Genomic DNA, 21,274 nt, shown 5'->3' with positions numbered 1-21,274 from the left:
CCCACTTTCTTTTCTCTCCGCTTGGCTAAATGTAAAAAATTGGTTAAGACTATGATCAGGTCAGACCACTTATTTTATTTTTTTACAGGGGAGTGTTATGAGTCAGGCTTTACCGCTGGTTACCCGCCAGGGCGACCGTATTGCCATTGTAAGTGGGTTGCGTACGCCATTTGCTCGTCAGGCTACCGCGTTTCATGGCATTCCCGCCGTTGATTTAGGAAAAATGGTCGTCGGTGAGCTGCTGGCGCGCAGCGAAATACCTGCTGATGTGATTGAGCAACTGGTTTTTGGTCAGGTGGTGCAAATGCCTGAAGCGCCAAATATTGCTCGTGAAATCGTGCTGGGAACCGGCATGAATGTGCATACGGATGCCTATAGCGTAAGCCGAGCCTGCGCGACCAGTTTTCAGGCAGTGGCGAATGTCGCGGAAAGCCTGATGGCGGGGTCTATTCGTGCGGGAATTGCGGGTGGTGCGGACTCCTCGTCAGTCTTGCCTATTGGCGTTAGTAAAAAGCTGGCGCGGGTGCTGGTGGATGTTAATAAGGCCCGGACTACCGGTCAACGCCTTAAACTCTTTTCCCGACTGCGTTTACGTGACCTGATGCCTGTGCCGCCAGCCGTCGCTGAGTATTCCACCGGTTTGCGTATGGGGGATACGGCTGAGCAAATGGCCAAAACCTATGGTATTACCCGAGAACAGCAGGACGCTCTGGCGCACCGCTCTCATCAGCGTGCCGCTCAGGCGTGGGCTGAAGGAAAGCTGGCAGATGAGGTAATGACTACCTACGCGCCACCGTTTAAAGATCCTTTTTCAGAAGATAACAATATTCGCGGTAACTCTACGCTGGCCGATTACGCCAAACTACGTCCGGCGTTTGACCGCAAGCACGGCACTGTCACCGCAGCAAACAGTACCCCGCTGACGGACGGTGCAGCCGCCGTGATCATGATGACGGAGTCGCGTGCGAAAGAGTTGGGGCTGGTGCCGCTGGGATACCTGCGTAGTTTTGCTTTTACCGCCATCGATGTCTGGCAGGACATGCTGCTGGGACCTGCGTGGTCAACGCCGCTTGCCCTGGAGAGAGCGGGTCTGACCATGGCAGATTTAACCCTAATCGATATGCATGAAGCCTTTGCCGCTCAAACGCTGGCGAATATTCAGTTGCTGGGTAGCGAACGTTTTGCCCGCGACGTGCTGGGCAGAGCACATGCCACTGGCGAAGTTGATGACAGTAAATTTAACGTGCTGGGTGGATCGATTGCCTATGGACACCCCTTCGCCGCCACTGGTGCGCGCATGATTACCCAAACCCTCCATGAGTTACGACGTCGTGGCGGTGGTTTTGGTTTAGTGACCGCCTGTGCAGCTGGTGGTTTGGGTGCAGCCATGGTTCTGGAGGCGGAATAATGGAAATGGCATCGGCTTTTACACTAAACGTACGTCTGGATAACGTTGCTGTTGTCACCATTGATGTGCCCGGAGAGAAAATGAACACCCTGAAAGCGGAGTTTGCTTCTCAGGTACGGGCCATTCTGAAACAAATCCGCGATAACAAAGCATTGCGTGGTGTGGTGTTTATTTCGGCTAAACCCGATAACTTCATTGCCGGGGCAGATATCAACATGATTGGTAGCTGTCGCAGCGCGCAGGAAGCCGAAACGTTGGCCCGTCAGGGGCAGCAGATGATGGCGGAAATCAATGCCTTGCCGATCCCGGTTATCGCCGCGATTCATGGCGCATGCCTCGGCGGTGGCCTGGAGATGGCGCTGGCGTGCCACAACCGTATTTGTACCGATGATGTTAAAACCGTTCTGGGTTTACCGGAAGTACAACTTGGCTTGTTGCCCGGCTCCGGTGGTACGCAGCGGCTGCCGCGCCTGATTGGCGTCAGTACCGCACTGGATATGATCCTCACCGGAAAACAATTACGCGCAAAACAGGCGCTGAAAGTTGGTTTAGTGGATGAAGTTGTACCGCATTCCATTTTGCTGGAAGCAGCCGTTGAACTGGCTAAAAAGGACAGTTCTGCGCATCGAACACTGCCCGTGAGAGAGCGAGTGCTGGCGGGGCCGCTAGGGCGGGCGCTGTTGTTCCGCATGGCCAGTAAAAAGACGGCGCAAAAAACGCAAGGTAACTACCCTGCAACAGAACGTATCCTTGAGGTTATAGAAACCGGGCTAGCGCAAGGCAGCAGTAGCGGTTACGACGCTGAGGCACGCGCGTTTGGTGAGCTGGCGATGACATCCCAGTCTCAGGCGCTACGGCACATCTTTTTTGCCAACACCGATGTGAAAAAAGATCCCGGAAGTAATGCAAAACCTGGCCCGCTAAACAGCGTAGGTATTTTGGGCGGCGGTCTGATGGGCGGCGGTATTGCCTACGTGACGGCCTGTAAAGGCGGCTTGCCTGTGCGCATCAAAGATATAAACGCTAAGGGAATCAACCACGCGCTGAAGTACAGCTGGGATCAGCTTGAAACGAAGGTTCGCCGCCGTCATATCAAAGCCAGCGAACGCGATAAACAGCTGGCGCTGATTTCGGGATCAATCGACTACCGTGGCTTTGCGCATCGCGATCTAATTATTGAAGCCGTGTTTGAAGATCTGTCGCTAAAACAACGGATGGTGGCAGAAGTTGAGCAAAATTGCGCACCTCATACCATTTTTGCTTCTAACACCTCATCTTTGCCCATTGGCGATATTGCTGCGAACGCTGCAAGGCCCGAACAAGTGATTGGTTTACACTTTTTTAGTCCGGTGGAAAAAATGCCGTTGGTCGAAGTGATCCCGCATGCCACGACCTCTGAGCAGACGATTGCAACTACCGTTAAGTTAGCGAAAAAACAGGGCAAAACGCCGATAGTGGTCAGAGATAAGGCCGGCTTTTACGTTAACCGCATTTTAGCGCCTTATATTAACGAAGCGATTCGCATGTTGACCGAAGGCGAGCGGGTCGAAACCATAGACGCCGCGCTGGTTAAGTTTGGTTTTCCAGTTGGGCCAATCCAACTTTTGGATGAGGTCGGAATTGATACGGGCACTAAAATTATACCAGTGCTTGAGGCTGCATATGGAGAACGTTTTAGCGCGCCTGCAAATGTTGTTGCTTCAATTTTGAATGACGATCGCAAAGGTAGAAAAAATGGTCGGGGTTTCTATCTTTATGGTGCGAAAGGGCGTAAAAGCAAAAAACAGGTCGACCCTGCAATTTATACGCTTATTGGCGTCCAGGGTCAGGGCCGACTTACCGCTGCGCAGATAGCAGAGCGGTGCGTTATGTTAATGCTCAATGAAGCAGCCCGTTGTTTCGACGAGAAGATAGTCCGCAGCGCACGTGATGGCGACATAGGCGCTGTATTTGGTATTGGTTTTCCGCCATTCCTCGGCGGCCCGTTCAGGTATATGGACTCTCTCGGCGCGGGTGAAGTGGTTGCGGTTCTGCAACGGCTGACCACGCAGTACGGCTCGCGGTTTACACCGTGTGAGCAGTTATTGCAGATGGCGGAACGCAGTGAAAGATTCTGGAATATTGGGGAAACTGACCTGAATTCATGAGGTCAAACGTAGGATGAATCCGCACTGAATGTATGGGGCGCGCTCAAAATGTAAACAGAGATTGACTATACTTACGCCGTTGAGGTAAAAAACAGCGTTTCATTCGGTGAATGGATAAGGCACAATGCCGGCCACCATATCGTTACTACAGCCAATAGGGGCTGTGAATAAAGGTAGTGGTGATTCTGGTTAACAAAAGCGGTGCAATATGCAAGTTTTTATCATGCGTCACGGCGACGCGGCCCTCGATGCCGCCAGTGATTCGGTTCGTCCCTTAACCTCCTGTGGTTGTGACGAATCTCGCCTGATGGCGAACTGGCTGAAAGGTCAAAAAGTGGATATCGAACGTGTTCTGGTGAGCCCGTTCCTACGAGCCGAACAAACGCTGGATGTGGTGGGGGAGTGTATGAACCTGCCAACCGGTGTTGATGTTTTGCCGGAGCTGACTCCCTGCGGCGATGTCGGTCTGGTCAGCGCCTATTTACAGGCTCTGGCCAATGAAGGTATCGCCACCGCACTGGTTATCTCTCACTTGCCTTTAGTGGGATATCTGGTGTCTGAGCTTTGCCCAGGTGAAACACCGCCGATGTTTACCACATCAGCGATTGCCAGCGTTACGCTTGATGAGAGCGGGAAGGGTACTTTTAACTGGCAGATGAGCCCGTGTAACCTGAAAATGGCAAAAGCGATTTAAACAGGCCGGATAAGGCGCAGCCGCCACCCGGAAAATCAAAGAGCCGCAAATGCGGCTCTTTTTGTTTTTTTGCATCACGGAAGTTCGGGCGGTAGCCACTCTTCCACTTCAATCAGCACCAGCAGCGCGGCGTCGCCACCGTACTCTTTCGGTGCCTGATGAAAGGCCATTACGTGCGGATGCTGGGCCAGCCAGAGCGGCGTCTGCTGTTTCAGAATATGTTTTCCGTGGCCATGCATCACGCAGGCGCAAAACACATGCTCACGGCGACAGGCGGCAATCAGCGCGCCTAACTCTTGTTTGGCCTGTTGCTGGGTCAGCCCATGCAGATCGAGAAACAGCTCCGGAGAGTAATCGCCACGGCGCATTTTCTTCAGCTCGAAATGGCTGACGTCGGCGCGCAGGTATCTTACCGGGCCGTCCGTATTCAGCAGCGGCTGAAACTCATCCGAGAAATAGTGGCTGGCATCAGCCTGCTCCTGTAGCAGTCTTTTAACCGGAACCTCGGCAATTTTTTTACGTGGAGGTCGGTGAACGATGGTGTCCTGTTTAATTTTACGCGTGCCGGTCATCAGCTGGCGAAACAGCGTCTGATCCTCCTCGCTGAGCGATGTTTTCTTTTTCATTCGAGAGTCTCAACTTTTATTTTCCGTTAGTTTAACCCGACTCGGCGGGCATCCGATCGCTTAAAACGCAATTTTCGCGTTCAGGCCCCGTGTGAATGCTGATTTATCGCCGTCTTCGTGGCAAACTAGCCGCCGAAATTAATACGAGCATGCCCTGGAGGAATACGTGGATAAAATTTTCGTCGATGAAGCAGTGAGTGAACTGCATACCATTCAGGACATGTTGCGTTGGGCGGTCAGCCGTTTTAGCGCGGCGAACATCTGGTATGGCCATGGCACGGATAACCCATGGGACGAGGCCGTACAACTGGTGCTGCCGTCACTTTATTTGCCGTTGGATATTCCAGAAGATATGCGTACCGCGCGTCTGACCTCCAGCGAGCGTCATCGTATTGTTGAACGCGTGATTCGCCGCGTCAACGAGCGCATTCCGGTTGCTTATCTGACCAACAAAGCCTGGTTCTGCGGGCATGAATTTTATGTTGATGAACGCGTGCTGGTTCCACGTTCACCGATTGGCGAGCTTATCAATAACCGCTTTGCGGGCCTTATTAATGAGCAACCGCAGCATATCCTCGATATGTGTACTGGCAGCGGCTGTATCGCCATTGCCTGCGCGTATGCCTTCCCGGAAGCCGAAGTCGATGCGGTGGATATTTCCACTGACGCGCTGGCGGTGACCGAACACAATATTGAAGAACACGGCCTGATCCATCACGTCACGCCGATCCGTTCCGATCTGTTCCGCGATCTGCTGAAAGTCCAGTATGACCTGATTGTGACCAACCCGCCGTATGTCGATGCGGAAGATATGTCCGATCTGCCAAACGAATATCGTCACGAACCTGAGCTGGGTCTGGCGTCCGGCAGCGATGGGCTGAAACTTACCCGCCGCATTCTGGGGAACGCCCCGGACTACCTGGCAGATAACGGTATTCTGATTTGTGAAGTCGGAAACAGCATGGTACATCTGATAGAGCAATATCCGGATGTACCGTTCACCTGGCTGGAGTTCGACAACGGCGGTGACGGCGTATTCATGCTGACCAAAGAGCAGTTAGTTGCTGCTCGCGAGCACTTCAGCATTTATAAAGACTAATTACACGCGCACATACACAACACGCATAACGGAGCCGTGATGGCAGGAAACACAATTGGGCAACTCTTTCGCGTAACCACTTTCGGCGAATCACACGGGCTGGCGCTCGGTTGTATTGTCGATGGTGTTCCGCCGGGCATTTCTCTGACAGAAGCTGACCTGCAGCACGATCTCGACAGACGCCGTCCGGGCACATCGCGCTACACTACGCAGCGTCGTGAGCCGGATCAGGTGAAAATCCTCTCCGGGGTGTTCGAGGGCGTTACCACAGGCACCAGCATTGGCCTGCTGATCGAAAATACCGATCAGCGTTCACAGGATTATGGCGCGATTAAGGACGTTTTTCGTCCGGGACACGCCGACTATACCTATGAGCAAAAATATGGCCTGCGCGACTACCGTGGCGGCGGACGTTCATCCGCACGTGAAACGGCGATGCGCGTGGCGGCCGGAGCGATAGCCAAAAAATATCTGGCGGAAAAATTCGGCGTTGAGATCCGCGGCTGCCTGACGCAGATGGGTGATATTCCGCTGGAGATCAAAGACTGGCCCCAGGTGGAACTTAACCCGTTCTTTTGCCCGGACCCGGATAAACTCGAAGCGCTGGATGAACTGATGCGCGGGCTGAAGAAAGAAGGTGACTCCATCGGAGCGAAGGTGACCGTTGTTGCACGCGGTGTACCTGCGGGTCTCGGCGAACCTGTATTCGACCGCCTGGATGCCGACATCGCCCATGCGCTGATGAGTATTAACGCCGTTAAGGGCGTTGAGATTGGTGATGGATTTGACGTTGTTGCGCTGCGCGGCAGCCAGAACCGTGACGAAATCACCAAAGAAGGTTTCCAGAGTAACCATGCGGGCGGCATTCTGGGCGGGATCAGCAGCGGGCAACAAATCATTGCTCATATGGCGCTGAAACCGACGTCCAGTATTACCGTTCCTGGGCGCACTATTAACCGCTTTGGTGAAGAAGTCGAAATGATCACTAAAGGTCGCCACGATCCGTGCGTTGGGATCCGCGCCGTACCGATCGCCGAGGCGATGCTGGCGATCGTATTGATGGATCACCTGCTGCGTCAGCGGGCGCAAAATGCGGACGTGAAGACTGATATTCCACGCTGGTAAGAGATGAAAAAAACGGCACTTGCGGCGCTGGCTCTGTTTGCCAGTACCGCCTGTCTGGCGGCGACGCCCTGGCAGAAAATTACCCATCCGGTTGCGGGCAGCGCGCAGTCTATCGGCGCGTTTTCCAATGGCTGTATTGTTGGTGCAGATACGCTGCCTGTACAGTCAGAACACTATCAGGTGATGCGCACCGATCAGCGTCGTTACTTTGGCCATCCGGATTTGGTGAGGTTTATCCAGCGTCTGAGTTATCAGGCCAATAGTCAGGGACTGGGCACGGTGTTAATCGGCGATATGGGTATGCCGGCCGGTGGGCGATTCAATGGCGGTCACGCCAGCCACCAGACGGGACTGGATGTGGATATTTTCCTGCAACTGCCGAAAACGCGCTGGACCCAGTCGCAACTGCTGCGGCCGCAGGCGTTAGATCTGGTCTCACAGGATGGTAAACGTGTTGTGCCGTCACTGTGGAAACCGGAGATTTTCAGCCTGATCAGGCTGGCTGCAAAAGATAATGAAGTAACGCGTATTTTCGTGAATCCGGCGATTAAGCAACAACTTTGTCTGGATGCAGGGACCGACAGGGACTGGTTGCGTAAAGTGCGGCCGTGGTTCCAGCATCGTGCGCATATGCACGTGCGGTTACGTTGTCCTGCCGACAGCCTTGAGTGCGAAGATCAACCGTTACCGCCACCGGGTGACGGCTGTGGCGCAGAGCTGCAAAGCTGGTTCGAACCTCCAAAACCTGGAACCACCAAGCCTGAGAAGAAGACACCGCCGCCGTTGCCGCCTTCCTGCCAGGCGTTACTGGACGAGCATGTACTCTAATGGATCATTTTGCCTCTCTGTTTATGGTGTCGCCACTGCTGTTAGGTGTGCTTTTTTTTGTGGCGATGCTGGCAGGTTTTATTGATTCTCTGGCCGGAGGTGGTGGTCTACTCACCATCCCGGCATTGATGGCGGCTGGGATGCCACCTGCGCAAGCGCTGGCGACCAATAAGCTGCAGGCCTGCGGGGGATCTATCTCTTCCTCCCTCTATTTTATTCGTCGTGGTGTGGTTAATCTGGCGGATCAGAAGCTCAATATCTTCATGACCTTTATCGGCTCAATGAGCGGCGCGCTGTTGGTTCAGCACGTGCAGTCAGATGTTCTGCGCCAGATCCTGCCGGTTTTGGTTATCTGTATTGGCCTTTACTTCCTGTTGATGCCGAAAATCGGGGAAGAGGACCGACAGCGCCGACTGCACGGTTTGCCTTTCGCGCTGGTGGCCGGGGGCTGCGTCGGCTTTTACGATGGCTTTTTTGGTCCGGCGGCAGGGTCGTTCTACGCGCTGGCTTTTGTCATGCTGTGCGGATACAACCTGGCGAAATCGACGGCCCACGCCAAAGTATTAAATGCCACATCGAATATCGGTGGGTTGTTGCTGTTTGCCCTCGGCGGCAAAGTGATTTGGGCGACCGGGTTTGTGATGCTCATTGGCCAGTTTATTGGCGCACGGATGGGCTCTCGACTGGTGCTCAGCAAAGGACAAAAACTCATTCGGCCAATGATCGTTATTGTCTCCGCCGTGATGAGCGCAAAGCTACTTTATGATAATCATGGACAGGAGATTCTCCACTGGCTGGGGATGAACTAATGAATAATACGCATCACTACGAACAGTTGATTGAGATTTTTAACGGCTGCTTTGCCGATGAATTTAATACCCGTCTGATTAAAGGCGACGACGAACCGATCTATCTTCCAGCGGATGCGGAATTACCGTATCACCGTATCGTTTTTGCGCATGGTTATTACGCCAGTGCGTTACACGAAATTTCACACTGGTGTATCGCCGGTAAAGCCCGTCGTGAACTGGTCGATTTCGGTTACTGGTACTGCCCGGACGGACGCGACGCGAAGACACAATGCCAGTTTGAAGATGTGGAAGTGAAGCCGCAGGCGTTTGACTGGTTGTTTTGCATGGCGGCGGGCTACCCGTTTAACGTCAGTTGCGACAACCTGGAAGGGGACTTTGAACCGGATCGCGTGGTATTCCAGCGCCGTGTTCATACTCAGGTGATGGAGTACCTGGAAAAGGGGATCCCTGAACGTCCGGCGCGTTTCATTAACGCGTTACAGAATTATTATCACACGCCTGAACTTACGGCGGAACAATTCCCGTGGCCCGAAGCGCTCAACTGAAGCCGCTGCCACGTTTACAATGAGGAAATAAGATGATCGCGGAGTTTGAATCACGCATTCTGGCATTAATCGACGATATGGTAGAGCACGCCAGCGATGATGAGTTGTTTGCCAGTGGCTATTTGCGTGGGCACCTGACGCTGGCTGTGGCTGAGCTGGATGCTGGCGAGGACCATTCCGCTGAGGCATTGTACGCCAATGTGACCAGCAGCCTGGAAAAAGCCATCAGCGCAGGCGAACTCTCGCCGCGTGACCAGGCGTTAGTGAAAGAGATGTGGGACACACTGTTCCAGAAGGCAACGCAATAATAATTGCAGTGGATTGTGCCGGATGGCGACGCGAAGGCGTCTTATCCGGCCTACGCGGACGGGGGTTGTAGGCCGGATAAGCGTAGCGCCATCAGGCAATGGCGAGATGGTATCTTATTTCACCGCTTTACCCTTCAATAACTTCCTTACCCACAGACGATTCGGATTCAGCGCTGCCAGCGTGTTGGCATCCATTGGTAGGGGTTCATTGCTCATTTGCGATGCCAGAATTTCTGCACACAGCGGGGCAGTACACAGCCCGCGCGAGCCCAGTGCACCTAACATAAATAAATCGGAATACACCGGGGCGTTTACGGCGTGCTCTTTGTCTTCGGCAAGAGTGGCATACTGGCTGAGCGTGGCGTCATAATCCGCGACGTTGCCGACCATTGGCATGTGATCGCGCGTGGCGCAGCGCACTCCACAACGGGCGGCATTGCCACTAACGTCTACTTCTTTTGCCCACGAGGCATTCGGGAAACAATCTATTAAGCGCTGACGGTTTTGCTGCTGATCGTCCGCGCGATACAGCGTTTCTTCACTTCCGCGATGATAGCTGGCGCCAATGCAGTGCTGCTGGTTTTGCGGGTTATGCGGCGTGAGGTAGCCGTCATAGCACAGCACCTGACGCAGCGCTGAAAGCGAAGGCGTGGTAGGAATGTGACTCACCTGACCGCCTACGGAGTACACCGGTAGCGACTGCGTTTGCTCAACGCCATTAATGCGATGCCCGTTAGCCAGAACCACCGCAGCGTGAGTGGCGGTTTCGCCACTGGCAAACGTCAATTGCCAGTGTTCTGTCTGCCGAGACAGCGAGGCCAACGTATGTTGATACCGGGTGCGTAATCCCAGCGTTGCGGCGTAGTCGAATACGGCGGCGGTTAATTGTGCCGGACACAGCCATCCTCCGGCAGGGTACTGAATCCCGCCGCATCCGGTTTCTACGCCGGTCGTTTGTAAAACCTGCTCTGCGTTAACGCTGACGGCGAGCGCATCAGGCAATTCAAGGGACAGCATTTGGTCGATTTTTTGCTGGCTTTTTTCATCCCACGCCAGTTGTGTCACACCGCACCAGTCATGCGCGAACTCAACGGGGAGGGCGTCATACAGTCGACGAGCGAAGGTAAACGCGGTGGGGAAAAAGAGATTAATAGCCGCGTCATGCTTGCTGAGTAGCGGATAAAGCGCGCCCTGGCGATTGCCGGATGCCCCCCCGGCTGGATTATCGTCGGTGCAATAGAGTGTGACCTGCCAGCCGCGACGCAGTAACGCCAACGACAGCAATGCGCTGGCAATCCCCCCACCAATAATGGCGGCCTCACGTTTATCTGTTCCGGAACGTGCAAACCAGGGAGCCGAGGAGGGGCGCGCCAGCGTCTGTTCCATTACGCCACAGAGCATTTCGCGTTTGCGACCAAAGCCTTTGCATTTTTGCATCGTAAACCCGGCTTCCTGCAACCCCCGACGCACAAAGCCCGCTGAGGTGAAGGTCGCCAGCGTACCCCCCGGACGAGCCAGACGGGCCATTGCGTTAAACAGCGTTGGCGTCCACATATCCGGATTTTTTGCCGGTGCGAAACCGTCCAGAAACCAGGCGTCCACTTTTTGATTCAGGGAGTCATCGAGCTTACTGGTCAGTTCGTTAATATCGCCAAACCACAGATCCAGCGTGACGCGTCCTTCATCAAGGAGCAGGCGATGGCATCCCGCCAACGGCAGCGGCCATTGCTCTTGCAGCGCCGTGGCCCATGGGGCAAGTTCTGGCCAGTGCTGATGGGCTAAGGTGAGATCTTCACGCGTTAGCGGATATTTTTCAAAACTGATGAAATGTAATCTTTCCAGGGTAGCTTCAGGATGGGTATCGCGAAAATCGGTAAATGCCTGCCAGAGCGTCAGGAAGTTAAGTCCGGTGCCAAACCCGCTTTCTGCCACCACGAAGAGGGGACGTGAATGCGCAGGGAATCGCTGGGCGAGATGATTCCCGCCGAGAAAGACGTAACGTGTCTCTTCCAGCCCGTTATCATTAGAAAAATAGACATCGTCAAAATCTCGGGAAACAGGTGTACCCTCAGCGTTGAATTCAAGGTTTGCAGGTTGTATAGCGTATTGTTTCACGTAAGTTACTCGTCTGGCAGGCTGTGCCCCGATCTTAGCGATGAGTGCCTGGCTGCGCAAATTTCCACATTAAATGGCTGATCGGACTTGTTCGGCGTACAAGTGTACGCTATTGTGCCACTCGAAACTTTAAAATAGTGCGACTTACAGAGGTATTGAATGAAACGTGCAGTGATTACTGGCTTGGGCATCGTTTCCAGCATCGGTAATAACCAGCAGGAAGTCCTGGCATCTCTGCGTGAAGGACGTTCAGGGATCACTTTCTCTCAGGAGCTGAAGGACTCCGGCATGCGTAGCCACGTTTGGGGCAACGTAAAACTGGATACCACTGGCCTCATTGACCGCAAAGTAGTGCGCTTTATGAGCGACGCATCCATCTATGCATTCCTTTCTATGGAACAGGCAGTGGCTGATGCCGGCCTTGCAGCAGAAGATTACCAGAACAACCCGCGCGTTGGCCTGATTGCAGGTTCCGGCGGCGGTTCCCCGCGTTTTCAGGTGTTCGGTGCTGACGCAATGCGTAGCCCGCGTGGTCTGAAAGCGGTTGGCCCGTATGTGGTCACCAAAGCGATGGCGTCCGGCGTTTCTGCCTGCCTCGCAACGCCGTTCAAAATCCACGGCGTAAACTACTCTATCAGCTCTGCCTGTGCGACATCTGCGCACTGTATCGGTAACGCGGTAGAACAAATTCAGCTGGGCAAACAGGACATCGTTTTTGCTGGCGGCGGCGAAGAGCTGTGCTGGGAAATGGCGTGTGAATTCGACGCCATGGGCGCGCTGTCTACTAAATACAACGACGATCCGTCCAAAGCTTCCCGTACCTATGACGCACACCGTGACGGTTTCGTTATTGCAGGCGGCGGCGGTATGGTCGTGGTTGAAGAGCTGGAACACGCGCTGGCACGTGGCGCGCATATCTACGCGGAAATCGTCGGTTACGGCGCAACGTCCGATGGCGCAGACATGGTTGCTCCGTCTGGTGAAGGCGCAGTACGTTGCATGCAAATGGCGATGCACGGTGTAGACACCCCGATCGACTACCTGAACTCTCACGGTACCTCTACCCCGGTAGGCGACGTGAAAGAGCTGGGTGCAATTCGTGAAGTGTTTGGCGACAACAGCCCGGCAATCTCTGCGACTAAAGCAATGACCGGCCACTCCCTGGGCGCAGCTGGCGTACAGGAAGCTATCTACTCTCTGCTGATGCTGGAACACGGCTTTATCGCGCCGAGCATCAACATTGAAGAGCTGGATGAGCAGGCGGCAGGTCTGAACATCGTGACCAAACCGACCGAGCAGGCGCTGACTACCGTGATGTCCAACAGCTTCGGCTTTGGCGGCACTAACGCAACGCTGGTTATGCGTAAGCTGAAAGCATAATTCTGCAAAATGAAAAATGAGATGCAAAGGGGAGCCTGATGGCTCCCCTTTTTTATCTATTCATCTTTTCGTACTCCGGTGCGATCTCCGCAGACCATGCCTTGGCGTGTGCGATATCACCGGCGCTGTAGATTGGCTGTTCAAATTGATTGCCCAGATCCCGCACGCGATAAATTTTCCAGCGACCCTCTTCCCAACGCGTATACACTTCCAGTTGCATGGGCGCTTCGCCTGCCGGTCCACCTAATTGTACTTCCACCTTTTCGCCACCGAGAAAGGGCTGAACTGCTCCAACCCGTAGCCGCGGGATCCATTCAGGGTCATAATCCTGCACGTACATAAAGTAGTCAGAATTTATTATTTCCTGCTCGTAAAGGCTGCCAATCAGCGCCAGACGGTCGATAACGTCTTTCGCCACATAACGTTGCATGAGCGCGGACGTATCTCGATCTTGTGTGTAGGCGGACATCCACGCGAGATAGAATTGTTTAACATCCTGAGTGCTGTCACTGCGTGATGAAGAACAGCTACAAAGTAACAAAACTAGAGCAATCAATGGGAACGCTTTCATTACTACTTCCTGTAAATAGTGTATGAAGGCTTTGCCGCCCGATAGCCTGGCCCCGCCCACATATCACGTTGTCTAAAATCGGAGTACCACTCCTGACCGTCAAATATCGCCATATGCCCGCTTGGGTTTCCTCCCTCATAAGGTTGAATGACGACGACATCTCCTGCTCTGGGTTGTTCAAATGTGCCGATAGGACGGAATCCTGCGTTTTTTAACAGCAGTCCATAATCTTTAGCATGGTAGGTATTCCCAAGAGAGATACCTCCTGCCTGAATGGCTTTGCGGGTAAATTCTGCACAGCGCTTCTGAGAATGCGCGCCTGCATGTGATTTCGCATAATTTGTTGCTGCTGTTTTATTCCAGCTCATCATGACTCCTGTTAAAAGAATATGTAATAAGTTCGTGTATTGCTTTAACAGGATTTAATCTGATGGGCATGACCGATAGTGCTATTAATATCGGGAATATATTTGGTTGAGATATAAATTAATCTGCCATGCAAATTATGGGTAACGCATTTATAGTTTATGGTTATTTTTTGTGACGGTTATTTTTTCTGATTTCGAGAGGTAGCGCGATGGCCAAATCATGTCCGGCGTGGTTTCCAGCGCCTGTGCGATGATCTGTTCTGCTCTGGGCCAGTTGCGGGTAAATACATTTCGTAGCGAATCAGGAGACAAGCCCGCAGAACGTGACAATTCTCTGAGCGTAATGCCTCTTTTTTCCAGTGCACTTTTAATATCTGCACGATGCCAGTCTTGGCTTTTGTGTTCCATTCTGTAATCCTAAGAAGATGTGTTATCGGTGCCGATATTTTTCAGGGTATAAATTAGAAAAAAAGAACGTTACTTTCTTTTTGTCGTAGGAATATTGCCAGAATTAATTTGAAATTTCGCGAAAAAGAAAAAATATTTTTATTTCATCAGCAGAAAGGAAAGAAACTGATGGTAAAAGAGTGGTTCACGGTAAAGGAGTGTCTTGAATTACCGGGGTTTCCTGGAAGCGCACCAGCTGTACGTCTGCGCTTAAATACCTACAGTGAAGGGAAGGAGGGCGTTAAGCGCAAGCGCGCGAAATCTAAGGCCGAGGAATTTCATATTTCTGTGTTCCCACTGTATGTACGCTCGTATCTGAATGAAAATGAGAAAACAGAGGCGCCTGATCGCAACATTGTGCAGGAAGCCGAGCCCAAAGATATTTGGGATATGATGTTCCGGCTCCTGACGCCGCAGCAGCGTGAACAGGTAACCGGGAGGTTTAGAGCGAAAGGCATTGATGCGGTATTTCCCTTTTTGTTCGTTGCGAAGTCACCGCTTTGAAACACACAGCTATGCTTTCACAGTTGACAGCCAGGGTCACTCGCAGGCAGACTCCAGCTTCAACATTATCCTCTTGATAATGCGTAAGCGTTTAACGTTATCCAACGCACCTTAATCCTGATAGTCAGGTAGAGGGGGCGTGGACATTCCTCGCCTTACTCTGCATTTTGGAGTAACGCATGACAGCTGTAACCCAACAAGAAAAAACACCTTCGGCGAACTTTTCGCTGTTTCGTATCGCTTTTGCAGTTTTCCTGACCTATATGACGGTCGGTCTCCCTTTGCCCGTGATTCCTCTGTTTGTGCATCAGGAACTGGGCTATGGCAACACCATGGTCGGTATCGCCGTAGGTGTACAGTTTCTGGCGACGGTATTAACGCGCGGCTACGCCGGGCGCTTAGCCGATCAATATGGTGCTAAACGCTCGGCGCTACAGGGGATGTTTGCCTGTGGGCTGGCGGGCGCGGCGTGGCTTTTAGCCGCGCTATTGCCTGTTTCTGTCCCTATAAAATTTGCGTTGTTAATCGTCGGGCGTTTGATCCTCGGCTTTGGCGAAAGCCAACTGCTCACCGGTACGCTGACCTGGGGGTTGGGGCTGGTCGGCCCAACACGCTCCGGTAAGGTGATGTCGTGGAACGGAATGGCGATTTACGGTGCGCTGGCCGCTGGTGCACCGCTGGGCCTGTTGATCCACAGCCACTTTGGCTTCGCGGCGCTGGCGGGAACGACGATGGTATTACCGCTGCTGGCATGGGCATTCAACGGCACCGTGCGTAAAGTGCCTGCGCATGCAGGAGAACGTCCTTCTTTATGGAGCGTAGTCGGGCTTATATGGAAACCGGGCCTGGGCCTGGCGCTGCAGGGCGTTGGCTTTGCGGTGATCGGTACCTTTATTTCACTCTATTTTGTCAGCAACGGCTGGACGATGGCGGGGTTCACCCTGACTGCGTTTGGTGGGGCGTTTGTGCTGATGCGCATTCTGTTTGGCTGGATGCCGGACCGTTTCGGCGGCGTGAAGGTTGCCGTTGTCTCTTTGCTGGTGGAAACTGCGGGGCTGATTTTGCTGTGGCAGGCCCCATCGGCCTGGATTGCGCTGCTCGGGGCGGCATTAACCGGGGCCGGGTGTTCGCTTATCTTCCCGGCATTGGGCGTCGAAGTGGTGAAGCGAGTGCCCGCGCAGGTTCGCGGTACGGCGCTGGGCGGTTACGCCGCGTTTCAGGATATCTCCTACGGTATAAGCGGTCCGGTCGCCGGGGTGCTGGCCACCGCGTACGGTTATCCCTCAGTGTTCCTTGCCGGGGCGATATCCGCCGTGGTGGGGATTATTGTAACGTTGCTTACGCTGCGTAAAGGTTAAGCGACCAGCCAGAAAATGGCTAACGCAATTATCAACGCAACAAACAGCAGTCCCGGTCGTGCCGACAGAGATTTAACCGTTTCAATCATCGGCGCGAACGGGCTGTAAATGGGCTGCAGATGACGCGGCTCGCTGAGCTCACGTTCTCGTTCCACGCGACGCAGGAAAATTTGATTGAGCAAGTCCTGCACCTGCACCGTGGTCAGAATCGATTGTGGTTGGATCTGATACGTCTGCTGCGCGTATTCTTTTATCGCTGTCAGCTCATTCGGCTCTAATGGCAGCTTCAGCGCCGCCTGGAGCGTTTGTAGCGTTGGTGCGCTTTGCAGGCTGAGCGTCTGGCGCGCCTGCAGCCAGGTGACCAGGTGCGTAAACTGTTTGGCAGGGATCAGCTCACCGCTTTTTACGCCAGACAACTCCAGCATCGACTGCCAGATCATCTTCCCGGATTCTCCCGTGGCCGCCGCCAGTTTGGTAACTAACTGGTTCAGCGTATTGTGCTCTGCGGGGAGCAAAGGGCGATCGGTAGCCGGGCGCTGCTGCGGCTGCGGTATCGACAGCTGTCCTTGTTGCAGCAGCGTGAGCACGTTCTTCAACTGCTCAGGCGTGAGCTGGCTGAGCGCCGTTTGCCCATACTGCTGACGGATAAAATCACTCACCGCCTGGCGATTATTTCCCTGGCTCAGTAATTCAGTGAGCTGCGAAAGCACCTGACGATTAACATGATTTTGCTGAGCAACCCCCAGTCGTTGGTTAAGGTTTTGCTCAGCGGCAGGAAAGTGACGTGATTGCAGCGGCGTATCACTTTTGACGCCCAGATCGTGCTTCATTCCGGCCCACACCTCAGCGCTTTGCTGCTGGGTGAGTGAAATCAAACGGGTAATTAGCCGTTCCAGCACAGTACGTTGTTGCGTGGATAGCGGTTGTTCACCCGCAGCGGAAGGGGCATTTTGGCCTTCGCCGGGAGGGCGTGCGGGCGTACCTGAAATGGGCTGCATCATCTCTGTTCCTTAAATCTGTGCTGACCAGGTCTCGCAGTATGCCTGGCGGCGAGATTATGGCACACTTGCCCGGTTAACTCTCGTTCTCAAACAGGTGCGAAAGACGTGAAAATCCTCGTTGATGAAAATATGCCCTATGCCCGCGAACTGTTCAGTCGTTTGGGGGAGGTCAAAGCGGTTCCCGGTCGTCCGATTCCCGTTGCTGAACTGGATGATGCGGATGCTTTAATGGTGCGCTCGGTGACGAAAGTAAATGAATCACTGCTTGGCGGAAAACCGGTTAAATTTGTCGGTACGGCAACCGCTGGCACAGACCATGTAGATGACGCCTGGCTTGCGCAGGCGGGGATCGGTTTTTCCGCCGCGCCCGGTTGTAACGCAATAGCGGTCGTAGAATATGTTTTTTCAGCGTTGCTGATGCTGGCGGAGCGCGACGGGTTTGCGTTACGCGATCGCACCGTAGGCATTGTGGGTGTGGGCAATGTGGGCGGGCGTTTGCAGGCGCGTCTGGAAGCGCTGGGGATCCGCACGCTGTTGTGCGATCCACCGCGAGCCGATCGCGGTGACGAAGGCAATTTCTGCTCGCTGGATGAACTGGTTGAGCAAGCCGATGTGCTGACTTTCCATACCCCGCTGTTTAAAGACGGGCCGTACAAAACACTGCACATGGCGGATGACGCGCTAATTAGCCGGTTGAAGCCGGGCACCATTCTGATCAACGCCTGCCGTGGGGCGGTCATCGACAATACGGCATTGCTGAACCGATTGAATGCCGGTCAGTCGCTGAGCGTTGTGCTGGATGTCTGGGAAGGAGAGCCGGATCTCAATGTGGCGTTGCTGGAGAAAGCCGATATCGGCACGGCGCACATTGCCGGGTATACCCTCGAAGGAAAAGCGCGTGGCACCACGCAGGTCTTTGAGGCCTATAGTAAGTTTATTGGTCACGAGCAGCACGTTGCGCTCAGTACCCTGTTACCCGCGCCGGAATTTGGTCGTATCACCCTGCATGGCCCGTTAGATCAGCCAACGCTGAAAAGGCTGGTGCATTTAGTGTATGATGTGCGCCGCGATGATGCGCCGCTGCGCAAAGTCGCTGGAATTCCGGGTGAGTTTGATAAACTGCGTAAAAATTACCTTGAGCGTCGTGAATGGTCGTCTTTATATGTGATGTGTGACGACGCAACGGCTGCTGCCTTATTGTGTAAGCTGGGTTTTAACGCTGTTCATCATCCGGCACATTAATGTCTTCTTAATGCTCCCTGTCGAATAATGCGACAGGGACGCTTACGTATTTCTTGGAGTAAATCACCATGTCTGAAGGCTGGAATATTGCCATTCTGGGCGCAACGGGCGCCGTAGGCGAAGCCCTGCTCGATACGCTGGCTGAACGCCAGTTCCCGGTCGGTGAAATTTATGCGCTGGCGCGTAATGAAAGCGCCGGCGAACATCTGCGTTTTAACGGTAAATCGGTCATAGTGCAGGACGTTGCAGACTTTGACTGGACGCAGGCGCAGTTGGCATTTTTTGTTGCGGGCGCTGAAGCCACCGCCGCCTGGGTAGAAGAAGCCACTAATGCGGGTTGCCTGGTGATCGACAGCAGCGGTCTGTTCGCGCTTGAGCCAGACGTTCCGCTGGTGGTTCCGGACGTTAACCCGTTCGTGCTGGCGGATTACCGTAACCGCAATGTGATTGCGGTGCCTAACAGTCTGACCAGCCAACTGCTGTCTGCGCTGAAACCGTTGATTGATGACGGTGGGCTTTCGCGTATTACGGTGACCAATATTATCTCAGCTTCCGCTCATGGCAAAAAAGCGGTGGATGCGCTGGCCGGACAGAGTGCAAAACTGCTTAACGGCATCCCGATTGACGAAGATGATTTCTTTGGCCGTCAGTTGGCATTCAACATGCTGCCGCTGCTGCCCGATCGTGAAGGTAGCGTGCGTGAAGAACGTCGTATCGTTGATGAAGTGCGCAAAATTATGCAGGATGATGGTCTGCTCATCTCTGCCAGCATCGTGCAGTCCCCGGTATTTTATGGCCACGCGCAGATGGTTAATTTTGAGGCCCTGCGCCCGTTGGCGGCGGAAGAAGCGCGCGATGCGTTTTCACGCGGTGAAGACGTGGTGTTGTCGGAAGAGACCGATTTCCCGACCCAGGTTGGCGATGCATCGGGCACGCCGCACCTTTCTATTGGCTGCGTGCATAATGATTACGGTATGCCAGAGCAGGTTCAGTTCTGGTCTGTGGCGGACAACGTACGCTTTGGCGGCGCGTTAATGGCGGTGAAAATTGCGGAAAAACTGGTGCAGGAGTACCTGTACTAATGTCTGACCAGCAACAGCCGTCAACCCATAAAATTGCGCTGGGCATTGAGTATGACGGCAGCAAATATTATGGCTGGCAGCGCCAGAACGAAGTGCGTAGCGTTCAGGAAAAACTGGAAAAAGCGCTCTCTCAGGTGGCGAATGAACGCATCAATGTTTTTTGTGCAGGACGCACGGATGCGGGCGTTCATGGCACTGGGCAGGTCGTGCATTTTGAAACCACTGCCCAGCGTAAAGATGCGGCCTGGACACTGGGGGTAAATGCGAATTTACCTGGTGACATCGCCGTGCGCTGGGTTAAAGCTGTACCCGATGATTTTCATGCCCGATTTAGCGCCACGGCTCGCCGTTATCGCTACATCATCTACAATCATCGGTTGCGCCCTGCTGTTTTGGGTAAAGGGGTAACCCATTACTATGAACCGCTGGACGCTGAGCGTATGCATCGTGCGGCCCAGTGTCTGATTGGCGAAAATGATTTTACCTCGTTTCGAGCGGTGCAGTGTCAGTCGCGCACGCCGTGGCGAAACGTGATGCACATTAACGTCGAACGTTTCGGTGCATATGTGGTGGTGGATATTAAAGCGAATGCCTTTGTACATCATATGGTCAGGAATATTGTCGGCAGCCTGATGGAAGTTGGCGCCAACAACCAGCCGGAGAGCTGGATAGCAGAACTGTTAGCGGCAAAGGACAGAACGCTGGCAGCGGCAACGGCGAAAGCGGAAGGATTGTATCTGGTTGCGGTAGATTACCCGGACCGGTTCGACCTGCCAAAACCGCCAATGGGCCCGCTATTTCTGGCGGACTAATTTGAGTCGTATAAAGGCAAAACTATGGACCTGATTTACTTTCTTATCGATTTTATCCTGCACATTGATGTGCACCTGGCGGAGCTGGTTGCGGAATACGGTATCTGGGTATACGCCATTCTGTTTCTGATCCTGTTCTGTGAAACCGGGCTGGTGGTGACACCATTCCTGCCAGGGGATTCGCTGCTGTTTGTTGCGGGTGCGCTTTCTGCGCTGCCAACCAACGATCTTAATGTTCATCTGATGGTGGCACTGATGATTGTGGCGGCGATTGTGGGCGATGCGGTGAACTACACGATTGGCCGATTGTTCGGGGAAAAACTTTTCAGTAACCCGAACTCCAAAATTTTCCGCCGCAGCTACCTAGATAAAACCCATGCGTTCTACGAGCGTCATGGCGGTAAGACGATTATCCTGGCGCGTTTCGTGCCAATCGTGCGTACATTTGCGCCGTTTGTTGCCGGTATGGGACATATGTCCTACCGTCACTTTGCGATGTATAACGTCGTAGGCGCATTGCTGTGGGTATTGTTGTTCACCTACGCAGGCTACCTGTTCGGCGATCTGCCGATCGTCCAGGAAAACCTGAAATTATTGATTGTGGCGATTATCGTCCTTTCCGTATTGCCGGGGGTGATTGAAGTAATTCGCCATAAGCGTGCTGCGTCACGGGCTGCAAAATAGAAAGTAACTCAGCGGTTCGACCACTTTTTTATCCAAAGTTTCGGGCTGTTATGTTTTAATGTGCAACATTCATGGTCTGTTAGGGGCAAAAATGGCATTATGCGCCCCTTATAACAAA

22 protein-coding genes are annotated in these 21,274 nt (G+C 53.5%); 16 read left to right on the top strand and 6 right to left on the bottom strand.

Annotated elements, in window-relative coordinates:
* The first annotated feature begins 97 nt into the window (after positions 1-97).
* The 3 genes from fadI (at position 98) to sixA (ending at position 4,249) form a co-directional block, all read left to right on the top strand.
* The gene (fadI, locus tag BZK40_RS10220) at positions 98-1,408 is read left to right on the top strand and encodes an acetyl-CoA C-acyltransferase FadI (RefSeq protein WP_008785369.1); all 1,311 of its coding nucleotides are present in this window, start codon (positions 98-100) and stop codon (positions 1,406-1,408) included.
* On the top strand, positions 1,408-3,555 hold the full coding sequence (fadJ, locus tag BZK40_RS10215) for a fatty acid oxidation complex subunit alpha FadJ (RefSeq protein ID WP_079934587.1): 2,148 nt from the start codon (positions 1,408-1,410) through the stop codon (positions 3,553-3,555). The genes fadI and fadJ overlap by 1 nt, the downstream gene beginning before the upstream one ends.
* Before the next feature lie 208 nt (positions 3,556-3,763).
* Complete coding sequence (gene sixA, locus BZK40_RS10210; protein ID WP_003028179.1) at positions 3,764-4,249, top strand: phosphohistidine phosphatase SixA; 486 nt, start codon at positions 3,764-3,766, stop codon at positions 4,247-4,249.
* 74 nt (positions 4,250-4,323) lie between these two features.
* Here the strand turns inward: sixA and smrB are convergent, their stop codons facing one another.
* Positions 4,324-4,875, bottom strand: coding sequence for an endonuclease SmrB (gene smrB, locus BZK40_RS10205; protein WP_003839296.1), 552 nt, complete (start codon positions 4,873-4,875; stop codon positions 4,324-4,326).
* Between the two features lie 166 nt (positions 4,876-5,041).
* Between smrB and prmB the strand changes: the two genes are divergently transcribed.
* The 6 genes from prmB to BZK40_RS10175 are packed head-to-tail and all read left to right on the top strand — an operon-like array spanning position 5,042 to position 9,592.
* Positions 5,042-5,974 carry a 50S ribosomal protein L3 N(5)-glutamine methyltransferase gene (gene prmB / locus BZK40_RS10200; RefSeq protein WP_038642381.1) on the top strand — a complete coding sequence of 311 codons (933 nt, stop codon included), beginning with the start codon at positions 5,042-5,044 and terminating at the stop codon, positions 5,972-5,974.
* Positions 5,975-6,013: 39 nt separating this feature from the next.
* The gene (gene aroC / locus BZK40_RS10195) at positions 6,014-7,099 is read left to right on the top strand and encodes a chorismate synthase (protein WP_079934586.1); all 1,086 of its coding nucleotides are present in this window, start codon (positions 6,014-6,016) and stop codon (positions 7,097-7,099) included.
* 3 nt (positions 7,100-7,102) lie between these two features.
* Positions 7,103-7,927: a penicillin-insensitive murein endopeptidase gene (gene mepA, locus BZK40_RS10190; protein ID WP_032944099.1), complete on the top strand. Its 825-nt coding sequence runs from the start codon at positions 7,103-7,105 to the stop codon at positions 7,925-7,927.
* Positions 7,927-8,736 carry a sulfite exporter TauE/SafE family protein gene (locus BZK40_RS10185; RefSeq protein ID WP_003834821.1) on the top strand — a complete coding sequence of 270 codons (810 nt, stop codon included), beginning with the start codon at positions 7,927-7,929 and terminating at the stop codon, positions 8,734-8,736. The genes mepA and BZK40_RS10185 overlap by 1 nt, the downstream gene beginning before the upstream one ends.
* On the top strand, positions 8,736-9,284 hold the full coding sequence (locus tag BZK40_RS10180) for an elongation factor P hydroxylase (protein ID WP_079934585.1): 549 nt from the start codon (positions 8,736-8,738) through the stop codon (positions 9,282-9,284). Before BZK40_RS10185 ends, BZK40_RS10180 begins: the two co-directional genes overlap by 1 nt.
* A 32-nt stretch (positions 9,285-9,316) precedes the next feature.
* Positions 9,317-9,592: a YfcL family protein gene (locus BZK40_RS10175; RefSeq protein ID WP_003028163.1), complete on the top strand. Its 276-nt coding sequence runs from the start codon at positions 9,317-9,319 to the stop codon at positions 9,590-9,592.
* Between the two features lie 114 nt (positions 9,593-9,706).
* Here BZK40_RS10175 and mnmC read toward each other — a convergent pair whose 3' ends face one another.
* A complete protein-coding gene (gene mnmC / locus BZK40_RS10170; protein ID WP_079934584.1) occupies positions 9,707-11,707 on the bottom strand; it encodes a bifunctional tRNA (5-methylaminomethyl-2-thiouridine)(34)-methyltransferase MnmC2/FAD-dependent 5-carboxymethylaminomethyl-2-thiouridine(34) oxidoreductase MnmC1 in 2,001 nt (666 codons plus the stop codon).
* Positions 11,708-11,866: 159 nt separating this feature from the next.
* On the opposite strand from mnmC, the gene fabB reads away from it, so the two are divergent.
* The gene (gene fabB / locus BZK40_RS10165; RefSeq protein WP_046670107.1) at positions 11,867-13,087 is read left to right on the top strand and encodes a beta-ketoacyl-ACP synthase I; all 1,221 of its coding nucleotides are present in this window, start codon (positions 11,867-11,869) and stop codon (positions 13,085-13,087) included.
* A 52-nt stretch (positions 13,088-13,139) separates the two neighbouring features.
* Here fabB and BZK40_RS10160 read toward each other — a convergent pair whose 3' ends face one another.
* The 3 genes from BZK40_RS10160 to BZK40_RS10150 form a co-directional block, all read right to left on the bottom strand.
* The gene (locus tag BZK40_RS10160; RefSeq protein WP_071445205.1) at positions 13,140-13,658 is read right to left on the bottom strand and encodes a YqhG/Tai3 family protein; all 519 of its coding nucleotides are present in this window, start codon (positions 13,656-13,658) and stop codon (positions 13,140-13,142) included.
* A gap of 2 nt (positions 13,659-13,660) precedes the next feature.
* Complete coding sequence (locus BZK40_RS10155) at positions 13,661-14,026, bottom strand: CHAP domain-containing protein (protein WP_079934583.1); 366 nt, start codon at positions 14,024-14,026, stop codon at positions 13,661-13,663.
* 150 nt (positions 14,027-14,176) lie between these two features.
* Positions 14,177-14,434, bottom strand: a complete 258-nt coding sequence (locus BZK40_RS10150) for a helix-turn-helix domain-containing protein (RefSeq protein WP_060683488.1) — start codon at positions 14,432-14,434, stop codon at positions 14,177-14,179.
* A 168-nt stretch (positions 14,435-14,602) separates the two neighbouring features.
* Between BZK40_RS10150 and BZK40_RS10145 the strand changes: the two genes are divergently transcribed.
* Both BZK40_RS10145 and BZK40_RS10140 read left to right on the top strand, forming a co-directional pair.
* Positions 14,603-14,977 carry a MerR family transcriptional regulator gene (locus tag BZK40_RS10145; protein ID WP_079934601.1) on the top strand — a complete coding sequence of 125 codons (375 nt, stop codon included), beginning with the start codon at positions 14,603-14,605 and terminating at the stop codon, positions 14,975-14,977.
* 179 nt (positions 14,978-15,156) lie between these two features.
* A complete protein-coding gene (locus BZK40_RS10140; protein WP_079934582.1) occupies positions 15,157-16,335 on the top strand; it encodes an MFS transporter in 1,179 nt (392 codons plus the stop codon).
* Here BZK40_RS10140 and flk read toward each other — a convergent pair.
* Positions 16,332-17,333 (bottom strand): flagella biosynthesis regulator Flk, encoded by a 1,002-nt coding sequence (flk, locus tag BZK40_RS10135; protein WP_008785362.1) that lies wholly within the window; start codon positions 17,331-17,333, stop codon positions 16,332-16,334. The genes BZK40_RS10140 and flk overlap by 4 nt on opposite strands.
* Positions 17,334-17,441: 108 nt before the next feature.
* Between flk and pdxB the strand changes: the two genes are divergently transcribed.
* From pdxB to BZK40_RS10115, 4 genes are all read left to right on the top strand, one after another.
* A complete protein-coding gene (gene pdxB / locus BZK40_RS10130; protein ID WP_032944094.1) occupies positions 17,442-18,578 on the top strand; it encodes a 4-phosphoerythronate dehydrogenase PdxB in 1,137 nt (378 codons plus the stop codon).
* 68 nt (positions 18,579-18,646) lie between these two features.
* Positions 18,647-19,660 (top strand): aspartate-semialdehyde dehydrogenase, encoded by a 1,014-nt coding sequence (locus BZK40_RS10125; protein ID WP_008785360.1) that lies wholly within the window; start codon positions 18,647-18,649, stop codon positions 19,658-19,660.
* Entirely contained in the window at positions 19,660-20,472 is an 813-nt protein-coding gene (gene truA / locus BZK40_RS10120) for a tRNA pseudouridine(38-40) synthase TruA (RefSeq protein ID WP_003028142.1), read from the top strand. The genes BZK40_RS10125 and truA overlap by 1 nt, the downstream gene beginning before the upstream one ends.
* A gap of 24 nt (positions 20,473-20,496) precedes the next feature.
* The gene (locus tag BZK40_RS10115; protein ID WP_003028140.1) at positions 20,497-21,156 is read left to right on the top strand and encodes a DedA family protein; all 660 of its coding nucleotides are present in this window, start codon (positions 20,497-20,499) and stop codon (positions 21,154-21,156) included.
* Positions 21,157-21,274: the final 118 nt, after the last annotated feature.

The sequence above is a fragment of the Citrobacter portucalensis genome, from assembly GCF_002042885.1.
Classification (GTDB): Bacteria; Pseudomonadota; Gammaproteobacteria; order Enterobacterales; family Enterobacteriaceae; genus Citrobacter; species Citrobacter portucalensis.
Note: the sequence above shows the minus strand (reverse complement) of the source record. Positions and strands in the feature narration are given on the sequence as shown.